Genomic DNA, 13,004 nt, shown 5'->3' with positions numbered 1-13,004 from the left:
GGTCGCGGGCGGAGTGCTGCCCGCCTTTCGGCGCGACGAGGCCGAGCCCGCGAACCTCATCGACCTGCGATGCTGGCCCGATGGCGGACACGGAGACGGATGCGGGCGGGGTGAGGTTCGGTACGCCGCAGGGCCGGTGGCTGCTGTTGGCCACCATCCTCGGCTCCGGGCTGGCCGGGATCGACGCGACCGTCGTCAACGTGGCGCTGCCCGCGATCGGGGAGTCCTTCGACGCCTCGTTCGCGACACTGCAGTGGACGGTCTCGGCCTACGCCCTGACCCTGGCCGCCTTCATCCTGGTCGGCGGCGTGCTCGGCGACCGGCTCGGCCGGCGCAGGGTCTTCGTCATCGGGGTCGTCTGGTTCGCCCTCGCCTCGCTCGCCTGCGGGCTCGCGCCCAGCGCCGGGGTGCTGATCGCCGCCCGCGCGCTGCAGGGTGTCGGCGCCGCGCTCCTCACCCCCGGCAGCCTGTCCATGCTGCAGGCGTCCTTCGCGCCCGAGGACCGGGCCCGGGCGATCGGCGCCTGGTCCGGCCTGGGCGGCGTCGCCACCGCGATCGGCCCCTTCCTCGGCGGGTGGCTGGTGGACTTCGCCTCCTGGCACTGGGTCTTCCTCATCAACGTCCCGATCGCCGCGCTCGTGGTGTGGATCGCGGTCAAGCACGTGCCGGAGTCGCGCGACGAGACCGCCGCGCCCGGCCTCGACGTCGCGGGCGCGATCCTCGGCGTGGTCGCGCTCGCGGGCGTCAGCTATGCCCTCATCTCCAGCGGGGAGCAGGGTTGGAGCACCTGGGTGCTGGTCAGCGCCGCCGTGGGCGTCCTCGCCGGCGTCGCTTTCCGGTGGGTCGAGCGCACCAGCGCTCACCCGATGCTCCCGCTGAGCGTCTTCTCCTCCCGCCAGTTCTCCGCCGTCAACGCGATGACCCTGACGGTCTACGCCGGCCTCGGCGTGGTCATGCTCCTTCTGGTCGTGCAGCTGCAGGTGGTCTCCGGCTTCGGCGCCATCGCCGCGGGGGTGTCGCTCCTGCCCGCGACCGTTCTGATGCTCCTGCTGTCGGGCCGATCGGGCGACCTGGCCACCCGGATCGGGCCGCGGCTGCAGCTCACCGTCGGTCCGGTCCTCGTCGCGGCCGGGATGGCGCTGATGGTGCGGATCGGCCCGGACGCCTCCTACGTCGTCGACGTGCTCGTGCCCGTCGCCGTGATGGGCCTCGGCCTCTCGGCCATGGTCGCGCCGCTGACGGCCACCGCTCTAGCGAGTGTCGACTCCGGCCACTCCGGGCTCGCCTCGGGCGTCAACAACGCGGTGGCCCGGACCGGCGGCCTGCTCGCGGTCGCGGCGATCCCCGCGGTCGCCGGGCTCTCCGGCCAGGTCGAGAGCGACCCCGCGGCGTTCGACGCCGGCTTCGACCGGGCGGTCCTGATCGCGGCCGGCCTGGTGCTCGCCGGCGGCCTCCTGGGGTGGCTGACCATCCGCAACGACGTCTTGGAGGACGAGGAGCCGGGGGAGCGGGCCGAGGCGCCGACACCCGAGCAGCTCCACCACTGCGGCGTCGCCGCGCCACCGCTGGCCAGCACGACGCAGCAGTTCGAGGAGCGCGACTGCGGGTGGAGCTGAGCCGGCGTACTCCCGCTCAGCTGATCGTGATGCCCGCGACCAGGTTGATCGTGCTGGCCATCACGACCATGCCGAAGACGTAGGACAGCAGCGTCTGCCGGACCACCACGTTGCGGATCGCGGGCGAGGACACGTTGGTGTCGGAGACGGCGTAGGTCATCCCGAGGGTGTAGCTGAAGTACAGGAAATCGCTGAACGACGGCGGCTGCTTCATGTTGAAGTCGATGCCGCCGCCGCCGTCGCCGTACTCGTAGTAGAGGTCGGCGTAGTGGCTGGAGTACATCAGGTGCAGGCTCGCCCACGCCATGAAGACGCCGGCCAGCGCGATCAGCGCGGCGAGGTTCCCCTCGGCCGAGTCGGCCAGCAGCATCAGCAGCACGATCCCGACCAACGCACCGACCGCGATGACCACGACCAGGAGCTCGTCGATGGTACGGCGCAGCCGCTCGCGCCGTGAGTTCGAACGCGTCGTCTCGGCGTCCATCGGCCACAGCGCTGCCCAGCCCCAGACCACGAACGTCAGATGGGTGAGCGCGAAGCCGGTGAGACCCGCCAATGCCGGCTCTCCGGCGCGGAGGACGAGCAGGCCCACGGCGCCACCCACCGCGATGGATCCGCCCAGGCGCACGGCCGCCGAGGACGGTGCACGTGTCGATCGGGACATGGGCCTCCCGGGATGGTGATGATCGGACGGCAGAGTCTAGGGGGCGCGTCTTCCCCCCATCGGATGGTTCCGTCCCGATTCCGCGACCGCTAGCGTGCGTCGGGACAGCACCGGTGGAGGAGCCCGAGGGTCGGCGCCGGTGACCACAGCGATCTTGGGGAGTGACCAATGTCCGAGTGGCCGATGGGTTCATCCTTCGACGACATCTTCGAGCGGTTCTTCGGCTCGATGGGCGCCCAGCCCCCCGTGCAGCGGGTGGATCTCGGTCGCCTGCTGACCGACGACGCGAAGCGGCTGCTCGCCGAGGCATCGCAGGAGGCACAGGACGCCGGCAACCCCGAGGTGACGCCGGAGCACGTGCTGCACGCCGCGGCGGTCAACGAGCCCGGCCGCACGATGCTGGCGAACCTGGGCATCGAGCCGGACGCGGCGGCCGCGGAGATGTCCAACGTGACCGCGCAATACCCCACCGACGGTGAGGGGCAGCCGCGCTTCGGCCCCCGGCTGCGTGCCGCGCTCCGGGTGGCCCAGCAGCAGGCGGCCCAGTCCGGCGCCGGCTACATCGGCCCGGAGTTCCTCCTCGTCGGGATCGCCTCCAACCGGGAGAGCCCGGCGGCCAAGGTGCTCGCCCGCGCGGTCGCCGACGGCGGCGCCGCGGCGGCCCGTGGCCAGAACGGCAAGGACGCGTCCGCCGAGAGCGACACGCCGACCCTGGACGAGTTCGGTCGCGACCTGACCGCCGAGGCCCGCGCCGGCGACCTCGACCCGGTGGTCGGCCGCGCCGACGAGATCGCGGAGACCGTGGAGATCCTCTCCCGGCGCCGCAAGAACAACCCGGTGCTCATCGGCGACCCCGGTGTCGGCAAGACCGCCATCGTTGAGGGGATCGCGCAGCGGATCGTCAACGGCGACGTGGCGTCCTCGCTGGTGGACTCCCGGGTGATCGCGCTGGACATGGGCGCGCTCGTGGCCGGCTCGAAGTACCGCGGCGAGTTCGAGGAGCGGCTGAAGAAGGTGCTCGACGAGGTCGAGGCCCACTCCGACGAGATCATCCTGTTCATCGACGAGCTGCACACCGTGGTCGGTGCCGGCAGCGGCGGCGAGGGCTCGATGGACGCCGGCAACCTGCTCAAGCCGGCGCTGGCCCGCGGCAAGCTGCACACTATCGGCGCGACGACGATCGACGAGTACCGCCGCTACATCGAGAAGGACGCCGCGCTCGAGCGCCGCTTCCAGCCGGTGATGGTGAGCGAGCCGACCGTGGACGACACCATCGAGATCCTCCGCGGCCTGATCGACGTCTACGAGGCCCACCACGACGTCACCTACACCGACGAGTCGCTGGTGGCGGCGGCGGAGCTCTCCGACCGCTACATCACCGACCGCTTCATGCCGGACAAGGCGATCGACCTGGTCGACCAGGCCGGTGCGCGGGCCCGACTCAAGGCCCGCACCCCGGACCCCGAGACCCGTGAGGTCGAGGACGACCTGAACCGACTCAACCGGGAGATCGAGTCCGCGGTCGCCAACGAGCAGTACGACCACGCAGCGAAGCTCAAGCAGGAGCGGAGCAAGGTCGAGGAGAAGTTCCAGGAGGCCGGTGGCGGCACCACGCCGACCGTGGACGTGGTCGACATCGCCGAGGTCGTGTCCCGCCGTACCGGCATCCCGGTCTCGGACCTCACCCTGGAGGAGCGGACCCGGCTGCTGCGGCTGGAGGACATGCTGCACGAGCGGGTCATCGGCCAGTCCGAGGCCGTCGTCGTGGTCTCCGAGGCGGTCCGCCGCGGCCGTTCCGGGCTGGCCGACCCCAACCGTCCGCTCGGCTCGTTCCTCTTCCTCGGCCCCACCGGCGTCGGCAAGACCGAGCTGGCCAAGGCGCTCGCGGAGGCGGTCTTCGGCGAGACCGACCGGATGATCCGCTTCGACATGAGCGAGTTCCAGGAGAAGCACACCGTCTCCCGGCTCGTCGGAGCGCCTCCGGGGTACGTCGGCTACGAGGACGCCGGCCAGCTCACCGACAAGGTGCGCCGCCAGCCCTACTCGGTGATTCTCTTCGACGAGGTCGAGAAGGCCCACCCGGACGTCTTCAACACCCTGCTGCAGCTGCTCGACGACGGCCGGCTGACCGACGCCCAGGGCCGCACCGTCGACTTCACCCACACGATCGTGATCATGACCAGCAACATCGGGTCGGACGTGATCCTGCGGGCAGGCGATGAGGACCTGGAGCAGATGGAGCCGGAGATCATGGAGATGCTCCGCGCCCACTTCCGGCCGGAGTTCCTCAACCGGATCGACCAGACGGTGATCTTCCACCGCCTCACCAAGGAGGAGCTGCGCCAGATCGTCGTGCTCCTGCTGGGGCAGACCGAGCGGCTGCTCAAGGCCCAGGACGTCGGTCTCGACGTGGACGATGCCGCCAAGGACTGGCTGGCCGACAAGGGCTACGAGCCCGAGTTCGGTGCCCGCCCGCTGCGCCGGACGATCCAGCGCGAGCTGGACAACAAGCTCTCCCGGCTGCTCCTCGGCGGCGCGGTCGGCCCCGGCGACACCGTCAAGGTCGGGGTCAAGGACGACGAGCTGGACATCACCGTGGACAGTGGTGAGAGCGGGGACTCCGCCGACTCCACCGGGTCCGCCGACTCCTCCGGCTCGTCGGAGGGCGGTGGCTCCTCGGAGGGCGGTGGCTCGTCGGAGGAGTCCGGCTCCGCGAACCAGAAGTCCGAGCAGAAGGACGGTGAGTGAGTCGTGCCGACCCAGAAGGTCGTCGTACCTCCGACGCGGGCCGGCATGTTCCTCGTCTACACCGTCAACGAGGGCGGGGAGCAGGCCGTTCGTGACCTGCTCTCCGGTCTCCCGGGTCTGACCCGCGGCACCTCGTTCCGGATCCCCGACGGGCACCTGGACTGCGTGATCGGCATCGGCGCGGACATGTGGGACCGGCTCTTCGACGCGCCGCGGCCGGCCGGGCTGCACACCCTGGAGGAGATCCGCGGGGACAAGCACACCGCGGTCTCCACGCCCGGCGACATCCTGATCCACTTGCGCTCGGAGCGGCTGGACATGTGCTTCGAGCTGGCGATGCAGATCACCGGCAAGCTGGAGAAGGTCGGCCAGGTGGTCGACGAGGTGCACGGGTTCAAGTTCTTCGACGAGCGCGACCTGCTCGGCTTCGTCGACGGCACCGAGAACCCGGAGGGCAAGTTCGCCGAGGAGGCGGTCCTCGTCGGGGACAAGGATCCGCCCTTCACCGGATCCAGCTACGTCATCGTGCAGAAGTACCTGCACGACCTCGACGCCTGGCACGGGCTCTCCATCGAGGAGCAGGAGAAGGTGATTGGCCGGACCAAGCTGGACGACATCGAGTTCCCCGACGACGAGAAGGCCTCGGACTCCCACGTCGTGCTCAACACGATCGAGGACGCGGACGGGGTCCAGCGCAAGATCGTGCGGGACAACATGCCCTTCGGCGAGGTCGGGGCCAAGGAGTTCGGGACCTACTTCATCGGGTACGCCGGCGACCCCGGGGTCACCGAGGAGATGCTGCGCAACATGTTCATCGGCAAGCCGCCGGGGAACTACGACCGCATCCTGGACTTCTCCACCCCGGTCACCGGGTGCTTGTTCTTCGTGCCCACCGAGGAGTTCCTCGATGACCCCGAGCCCGCCCTCGAGGCGGCGCGGAAGCGGTCCACGGGGAACGGCTAGCGGCGGGGTCGCCGTACCCCACCCCCCACTCCACCCCCAGCCGAGTCGGCACTTGTTGACGCCCAGTCGGCGTTTGTTCACCCCGAGTCGGCGCTTGTTGACGCTGCAGGCGTGAAACGGCGCCGGCTCCGGGTGGCCGCCGGCGTTCGCCGTACCTCTGGGAAGTTGTCGAGAGTTCGATCGGCTTGTCGAGTGCCGTACCGCTCCGCAAGCTGACCGAACTGTGCGTTACATGCGGCGGGTCGATGAGGGGGACGGGGCAGTACGGCGGGCCGCCGGAACCCCTACATCCTGCTCGAGTCGGCGCTTGTTGACGCCGAGTCGGCGTTAACTAGCGCCGACTCGGGGTGAAGTAGCGCCGACTGGGGGTGAAGTAGCGCCGACTGGGGGTGAAGTAGCGCCGACTCGGGGTGGGTGAGTCAGGCGCCGGCGGTGTTCGGGTCGCGCCAGCTGCGCTCGAAGGGCAGGCGCCAGGCGTACGGCGCGACCAGCTGGTGGATCTGGTTCGGGCCCCATGAGCCCTGGGCGTACGGCCGGACCGGGGGCGGGTTCTCCAGCAGCGGCGCCGAGACCTCCCACAGCCGCTCGATCCCGTCGGCGGAGGTGAACAGGGTCCGGTCGCCGCGGACGGCGTCGTAGATCAGCCGCTCGTAGGCCTCCAGCAGCGAGCCCGCCCATTGCGTGTCGTTCATCGCGAACTGCATGGACAGCTTGTCCAGCTTCATCCCCGGCCCGGGCCGCTTGCCGTAGAACGACAGCGACATCCGCGACCGGTCGGCCAGGTCGAAGGTCAGGTGGTCCGGGCCGTGGTCGCCGACACCGGAGCCCGGCGGGAACATCGACTTCGGCGGCTCCTTGAACGCGATCGAGATGATCCGCGCGCCCTCGGCCATCCGCTTGCCGGTGCGCAGGTAGAACGGCACGCCGGCCCAGCGCCAGTTGTCCACGAAGCACTTGAGCGCGATGAAGGTCTCGGTCTCCGACTCCGGGGCGACGCCGTCGATGTCGCGGTAGCCGACGTACTGCCCGCGCACCACGTTCTGCGGCTCGATCGGCAGCATCGAGCGGAAGACCTTGCGCTTCTCCTCCGAGATCGCCTCGGGCTCCAGCGACGTCGGCGGCTCCAGCGCGATGAAGGCCATCACCTGGAACAGGTGGGTCACCACCATGTCGCGGTAGGCGCCGGTCGACTCGTAGAACGAGGTCCGCTGCTCCAGCCCCAGCGACTCCGGCACGTCGATCTGGATGTGGTCGATGGTGTTGCGATGCCAGATCGGCTCGAACAGGCCGTTGGCGAAGCGGAACGCCAGGATGTTCTGCGCCGCCTCCTTGCCCAGGAAGTGATCGATCCGGAAGATCTGCTGCTCGTCGAAGACCTCGTGCAGCTCGCGGTTGAGGTCTTGCGCGGAGGCGAGGTCGGTGCCGAACGGCTTCTCCATCACGATCCGGCTGTCCGCGACCAGGTCGGCCTCGTCGAGGAGGTGTACGACGGACAGCGCGGCCTTGGGCGGGACGCTGAGGTAGTGCAGCCGCTGCGCCGGCTGATCCAGGTCGGCCTCCGCCTCCTTGACCGCGCGCTTCAACGCGTCCGCGCCGCCGGACCCCGGCGCCCAGTGCAGCAGCTTCGCGAACTCCGGCCACGCCTCGGTGTCGCCGTCGTCGCCGCCGAACTCGTGCACCGACTCGCGGGCGAACTCCACGAAGGAGTCCTGGTCGTAGTCCTCCAGCGAGGTGCCGACGATCCGGATGTTGGGCAGCAGCCCGGTCTTGTAGAGGTGCAGCAGGCCGGGCAGCAGCTTGCGCCGGGCCAGATCGCCGGTGGCGCCGAAGAGGACGACGGTCGTGGGGGTGGTCACCGCGGACATGGCTCCACCATGCCGCGTGGCCGGGCGCGCGTCCACGCCCGGCGCGCTCAGCCAGGCATCCGCCGGTCCAGGAAGCGCACGGTCCGGTTCATCGCGGGGACGAACACGGGCCCGAAGGCGTGCTGGTCGTCGTACCACTCCAGCGTCGAGTCGACCCCGGCCTCGGTGAGCGCCCGCTGGGTCGCGCGCGCCCACCGCGGCGGGCAGGTCTCGTCGTTGCGCCCGTGGGCCAGCAGCACCGGCTCGGTGATCGAGCCGAACGCGGGGCGGGAGGAGATGCCCCGCCAGAACCCGGGGCTCTCGGCGGGCAGCCCGTGCCGGCGTTGCATCGCCTCGCGCTCGGTGGCGAAGGCCGGGTCGGCGGCGTTGAAGTGCCGGTAGTTCTGGGCCTCCAGGCTCGAGACCGACGCCCAGGCGACGCCCGCGGCGGCCAGCCCGGGCTCGATCTCCAGCGCCTTGAGGATGACGCCGGTGCCCATCGACCGGCCGAACAGCGCGATCCGCTCGGGGTCGACGTCGACCTCGTCGGAGGCGCGCAGCGCCTTGGTCGCGGCGATCACGTCGGTGCTGTATCCCAACCGCACGGCACTCTGCACGCGCGGGTCGTCGGTGGACTCGGCGTGGTTGCGGTAGTCCACGTGGAGGGCGACGTACCCCCGGTCGGCCAGGAAGCCGCGCTCACGGGTCATCCCCTGCCCGCGCACATAGCTCGACGGCTCGATGAACCCGTGCGCCAGCACGACCGCGGGGAAGGGCCCCTCGCCGCGGGGGACGTTGAGCACGCCGCTGATGGTCAGGGGGCGGGTGCCGCGGCCGGCGAGGGTGGAGCGGAAGGTGACGTCGTACGACGTGTAGCCCGCCGTCCGCTCGCGGACGGCGCCCAGCCGCAGCCCGCCGCCGGGCAGGTCCGCCTCGGCCAAGGCGGCGATCGAGATCGGGTCCGGCGCGGCCGTCGACGGGCTCGCGGACTCGGCCGGCGCCGACCCGGCTGACTCCGAGGCCCGGTCCGAGAGCCTCTCCGAGGGCTCCGCCGTGGCTGACGTCGGATCCGACGAAGGCCCCGCCGCCGGCGTCTCTGAGTCGCTCGAGCAGCCGGTGAGCACCAGCAGCGCGAGCGTCAGGGCGGCGGCGACGGGGCCTCGACGGGGTCGGGTCATGGACCCAGTGTGCCGGGAGGGCGGAGGGTCAGGCGGCCTGCGCTTCCTCGCCCGCGCCGGAGGACTCCAGCGCGATCTCCAGGATGTCGGTCACCCGGCCGACCGGGCGCACGGTGAGCTCTTGCAGGATCTCCTCCGGTACGTCGTCCAGGTCGGGCTCGTTGCGCTCGGGGATGAACACCTCGGCCAGCCCGGCCCGCTGCGCGGCGAGCAGCTTCTGCTTCACGCCGCCGATCGGGAGCACCCGGCCCGACAGGGTCACCTCGCCGGTCATCCCGACGTCGCCGCGCACCGGTCGCCCGGTCAGCAGCGACACGAGCGCGGTCACCATGGTGACGCCCGCGGAGGGGCCGTCCTTGGGCACCGCGCCGGCCGGGAAGTGCACGTGGATCGACCGCTCGAAGACGGCCGGGTCGACACCCAGCTCGTCCGCGTGCGCCCGCACCCAGGAGAGCGCGATCGACGCCGACTCCTTCATCACATCGCCCAGCTGTCCGGTGACGGTCAGGCCCGGCTTGCCCTCGGCCACCGACGTCTCGACGTAGAGCACATCGCCGCCCAGGCCGGTGACGGCCAGGCCGGTGGCGACACCGGGGACGTCGGTCCGCTCGTGGCTGTCGGGGGTGAAGCGCGGACGACCGATGAGGTCCTTGAGCTCCTCCTTGCCGATGTCGACCCTGTCGACCTCGCCGGTCGAGAGCCGGGTCGCGGCCTTGCGGAACGCCTTGGCGAGCAGCCGCTCGAGCTGCCGCACACCCGCCTCGCGGGTGTAGTTCGCGGCGATCTCGGCCAGCGCCTCGTCGGAGATCGTGACCTCCTCGGGGGTCACCGCGGCCCGCTCCAGTTGCCGGCCCACGAGGAAGTCGCGCGCGATGGCGACCTTGTCGTCCTCGGTGTAGCCGTCGATGGTGACCAGCTCCATGCGGTCCAGCAGGGCCGAGGGGATCTGCTCCACCACGTTGGCGGTGGCGATGAAGAGGACGTCGGACAGGTCCAGGTCGAGCTCGAGGTAGTGGTCGCGGAACGTGTGGTTCTGCGCCGGGTCGAGCACCTCCAGCAGCGCGGCCGCCGGGTCGCCGCGGTAGTCCGCGCCGACCTTGTCGACCTCGTCGAGCAGGACGACCGGGTTCATCGAGCCGGCCTCCTTGATGGCCCGCACGATCCGGCCCGGGAGCGCGCCGACGTAGGTCCGTCGGTGGCCGCGGATCTCGGCCTCGTCGCGGACGCCGCCGAGGGCGACCCGGACGAACGTGCGGCCCAGGGTGCGCGCCACGGACTCGCCCAGCGAGGTCTTGCCGACGCCCGGAGGGCCGCCGAGCAGGATCACCGCGCCGGAGCCGCGGCCGCCGATCACGTCCAGCCCGCGCTCGGCGCGGCGGGCACGCACGGCGAGGTACTCGGTGATCCGGTCCTTGACCTCGTCCAGCCCGTGGTGGTCGGCGTCCAGCACGGCCCGCGCCGCGGCGACGTCGTTGCTGTCCTCGGTCCGCACGTTCCAGGGCAGGTCCAAGACGGTGTCCAGCCAGGTGCGGATCCAGCCCGCCTCGGGGTTCTGGTCGCTGGAGCGCTCGAGCTTCTCCACCTCGCGCATGGCGGCCTCACGGACCGCGTCGGGCAGGTCGGCGGACTCCACGCGAGCGCGGTAGTCGTCGGAGCCGTCCGGCTCGCCCTCGCCGAGCTCCTTGCGGATCGCGGCGAGCTGCTGGCGCAGCAGGAACTCGCGCTGGTTCTTCTCCAGGCTCTCCTGCACGTCCTGGCTGATCTTGTCGTTGACCTCGTCCTCGGTGTCGTAGTCCGTGGTCCACTCGATGAGCTGCCGCAGCCGCTCCTCGACGTCGGGGGTCTCCAGGACCTGACGCTTCTGGTCGGTGGTCAGGTAGGGGGCGTAGCCGGAGGTGTCCGCCAGCGCGCCGGGCTCCTCGATCCCGCGCACGGTGTTGATCACCTGCCACGCCTCACGGCGCTCCAGGATGGACACCACGAGGGAGCGGTACTGCTCGGCCAGCTCGCGGGTGGTCTCGGTCGGCTCGGCGTCCGGGACGGACTCGGTCTCCACCCACAGGGCGACACCGGGGCCGGTGACGCCGGAGCCGATGGAGGCCCGGTCCTCGGCACGCAGCACGGCGGCGGGGTTGCCGCCGGCGAAGCGGCCGACCTTCTCGACGACGGCGGAGACGCCGTACGTCGCGTAGCGGTCTTCTAGTCGGGGCGCGATCAGGACCCGGGGGGTGCCGGTCTCGCCGGCGGCCAGGCGGGCGGCGTCGATCGCCGCGCGCGCTGTCTCGTCGAGCTCGATGGGCACGACCATCCCGGGCAGCACGACCACGTCGTTGAGGAACAGGACGGGCAGTTGCACGGTCTCGGTCATGCCGGCTCAACACTTCGGGGTGATGTCCGATTCCCGCGATACGGCGTGTTCGCCCTGAGCGAACCTCCTCGAGAGGTACGTCGGCCTGTCGAGCGCCGTACCTCTCGACAAGACGACCGAACTGTGCGTTTCATGCGGGGAGAGCCGGGCCTGCCCCGATGGGTCCGGCGGCGGCGAGGAGGCCCGGCATGAGTGAGACGACCAGCGAACACCACGAGCACTCGATGAGCCGGGTCCTCGGCCGCTTCGACGTGCTGGCGGTCGCCTTCGGCGCGATGATCGGCTTCGGCTGGATCGTCCTGACCGGCGGCTTCCTGGAGGAGGCCGGCACGCTCGGTGCGGTGCTGGCCTTCGTCCTCGGCGGCATCGTCGTGCTGCTGGTCGGGCTGTGCTACGCCGAGCTGGTGGCGGCGATGCCGCATGTCGGCGGCGAGCACAACTACGTGCTGCGGGCGATGGGCTCGCGGCCGGCGTTCTTCACCAGCTGGACGCTGGTGCTCGGCTACGTCAGCGTGGTCGCCTTCGAGGCCGTCGCCCTGCCGCAGACCCTGCTCTACCTCTTCCCGGACATGCTGGCCGGCCGGCTGTGGACGGTCGCCGACTACGACGTCTACGCCAGCTGGGTCGCGGTCGGTGTCGGTGCCGCCGTCGTCATCACCGCGCTCAACTACGTCGGCGTGCGTCCTGCGGCGATGTTCCAGACCGTGGCAGTGGGCTTCCTGCTGCTCGTGGGGGTGGCGATGGTCGCGGGATCCGCCGTGGGCGGCGCAGGCGACAACATGCAGCCGCTGCTCAACGGCGGCGTCACCGGGGTGATCGGCGTCCTGGTGGCCACCCCGTTCCTGTTCGTCGGGTTCGACGTGATCCCGCAGTCCGCGGAGGAGGTGAACCTGGAGTACCGCCAGATCGGGGTCGTGCTCCTGGTCTCGGTGCTGATGGCCATCGGGTGGTACGTCATGGTCATGCTCACCGTCGGCTCGGCGCTGCCGGTCGGCGAGCTCGCAGCCTCCGACCTGGCAGCAGCCGACGCCATGTCGGCGCTGTGGGGCTCGCCGACGATGGGCACCGTCCTGGTGATCGGTGGCATCGCCGGGATCCTCACGTCCTGGAACGGCTTCCTGATCGGCGCCTCGCGCCTGGTGTTCGCGATGGCCCGCTCCGGGATGCTGCCCGGCTGGTTCGGCCGGCTGCACCCGCGCTACCGCACCCCGGGCAACGCGATCCTCTTCATCGGTGCCCTGTCGGTGATCGCGCCCCTGTTCGGTCAGTCCACCCTGGTCTGGCTGGTCGACGCCGGCGGGCTGGCGATCGTGGCGGCGTTCCTCATGGTCTCGCTCAGCTTCGTGGTCCTGCGCCGCCGCGAGCCCGGCATGGAGCGGCCGTTCCGCACGCCGGGCGGGGTGGCCGTCGGCGTGCTCGCCGTGCTGGCCGCGGGCGGCATGGCGTTCCTCTTCATGCCCGGTCAGGCGGCCGCGCTCATCTGGCCCTACGAGTGGGTGATCGTGGGCGTGTGGACCCTGGTCGGCTTGTTCTTCATGCTGCGGTTGGCCAAGGTGGCACCCAGTGCCGACGCGGAGCAGGAGCTGATGCGGGCGATGGGTCGGCGTTGACCTGAGAGGAACC

At 70.9% G+C, this 13,004-nt stretch carries 8 protein-coding genes; 4 read left to right on the top strand and 4 right to left on the bottom strand.

Features of this window, described 5'->3' with window-relative positions; translation table 11 throughout:
• Nucleotides 1-80 precede the first annotated feature (80 nt).
• Nucleotides 81-1,616 (top strand): MFS transporter, encoded by a 1,536-nt coding sequence (locus tag K8W59_RS18395; protein ID WP_223396420.1) that lies wholly within the window; start codon nt 81-83, stop codon nt 1,614-1,616.
• 16 nt (nt 1,617-1,632) lie between these two features.
• Here K8W59_RS18395 and K8W59_RS18390 read toward each other — a convergent pair whose 3' ends face one another.
• Nucleotides 1,633-2,280 carry a DUF1345 domain-containing protein gene (locus K8W59_RS18390; protein ID WP_223396418.1) on the bottom strand — a complete coding sequence of 216 codons (648 nt, stop codon included), beginning with the start codon at nt 2,278-2,280 and terminating at the stop codon, nt 1,633-1,635.
• A 168-nt stretch (nt 2,281-2,448) separates the two neighbouring features.
• Here K8W59_RS18390 and K8W59_RS18385 point away from each other — a divergent pair, with 168 nt between their 5' ends.
• Complete coding sequence (locus K8W59_RS18385; protein WP_223396416.1) at nt 2,449-5,028, top strand: ATP-dependent Clp protease ATP-binding subunit; 2,580 nt, start codon at nt 2,449-2,451, stop codon at nt 5,026-5,028.
• 3 nt (nt 5,029-5,031) lie between these two features.
• Entirely contained in the window at nt 5,032-5,991 is a 960-nt protein-coding gene (locus K8W59_RS18380) for a Dyp-type peroxidase (protein ID WP_223396415.1), read from the top strand.
• 419 nt (nt 5,992-6,410) lie between these two features.
• On the opposite strand, the gene zwf is transcribed toward K8W59_RS18380, so the two are convergent.
• From zwf to lon, 3 genes are read right to left on the bottom strand one after another with little or no spacing between them, the layout of a single operon-like run.
• Nucleotides 6,411-7,856, bottom strand: a complete 1,446-nt coding sequence (gene zwf / locus K8W59_RS18375; protein ID WP_223396413.1) for a glucose-6-phosphate dehydrogenase — start codon at nt 7,854-7,856, stop codon at nt 6,411-6,413.
• Between the two features lie 47 nt (nt 7,857-7,903).
• Entirely contained in the window at nt 7,904-9,013 is a 1,110-nt protein-coding gene (locus K8W59_RS18370; RefSeq protein WP_223396411.1) for a prolyl oligopeptidase family serine peptidase, read from the bottom strand.
• A 28-nt stretch (nt 9,014-9,041) separates the two neighbouring features.
• Nucleotides 9,042-11,381, bottom strand: a complete 2,340-nt coding sequence (lon, locus tag K8W59_RS18365; protein ID WP_223396409.1) for an endopeptidase La — start codon at nt 11,379-11,381, stop codon at nt 9,042-9,044.
• Between the two features lie 188 nt (nt 11,382-11,569).
• Here lon and K8W59_RS18360 point away from each other — a divergent pair, with 188 nt between their 5' ends.
• Nucleotides 11,570-12,991, top strand: coding sequence for an APC family permease (locus tag K8W59_RS18360; protein ID WP_223396408.1), 1,422 nt, complete (start codon nt 11,570-11,572; stop codon nt 12,989-12,991).
• The last annotated feature ends 13 nt before the right edge of the window (nt 12,992-13,004 follow it).

Origin of the sequence: Nocardioides rotundus (assembly GCF_019931675.1) — a bacterium.
Taxonomy (GTDB): domain Bacteria; phylum Actinomycetota; class Actinomycetes; order Propionibacteriales; family Nocardioidaceae; genus Nocardioides; species Nocardioides rotundus.
The sequence above is the reverse complement of the archived record's forward strand: the minus strand, read 5'-3'. Positions and strand labels throughout refer to the sequence as shown.

What these genes read in the sequence shown, in the direction of transcription:
- K8W59_RS18395 (WP_223396420.1), top strand. Translation starts at nt 81, where the DNA reads ATGGCGGACACGGAGACGGATGCGGGCGGGGTGAGGTTCGGTACGCCG.
- lon (WP_223396409.1), bottom strand. Translation starts at nt 11,381, where the DNA reads ATGACCGAGACCGTGCAACTGCCCGTCCTGTTCCTCAACGACGTGGTC.
- K8W59_RS18360 (WP_223396408.1), top strand. Translation starts at nt 11,570, where the DNA reads ATGAGTGAGACGACCAGCGAACACCACGAGCACTCGATGAGCCGGGTC.
- K8W59_RS18385 (WP_223396416.1), top strand. Translation starts at nt 2,449, where the DNA reads ATGTCCGAGTGGCCGATGGGTTCATCCTTCGACGACATCTTCGAGCGG.
- zwf (WP_223396413.1), bottom strand. Translation starts at nt 7,856, where the DNA reads ATGTCCGCGGTGACCACCCCCACGACCGTCGTCCTCTTCGGCGCCACC.
- K8W59_RS18390 (WP_223396418.1), bottom strand. Translation starts at nt 2,280, where the DNA reads ATGTCCCGATCGACACGTGCACCGTCCTCGGCGGCCGTGCGCCTGGGC.
- K8W59_RS18370 (WP_223396411.1), bottom strand. Translation starts at nt 9,013, where the DNA reads ATGACCCGACCCCGTCGAGGCCCCGTCGCCGCCGCCCTGACGCTCGCG.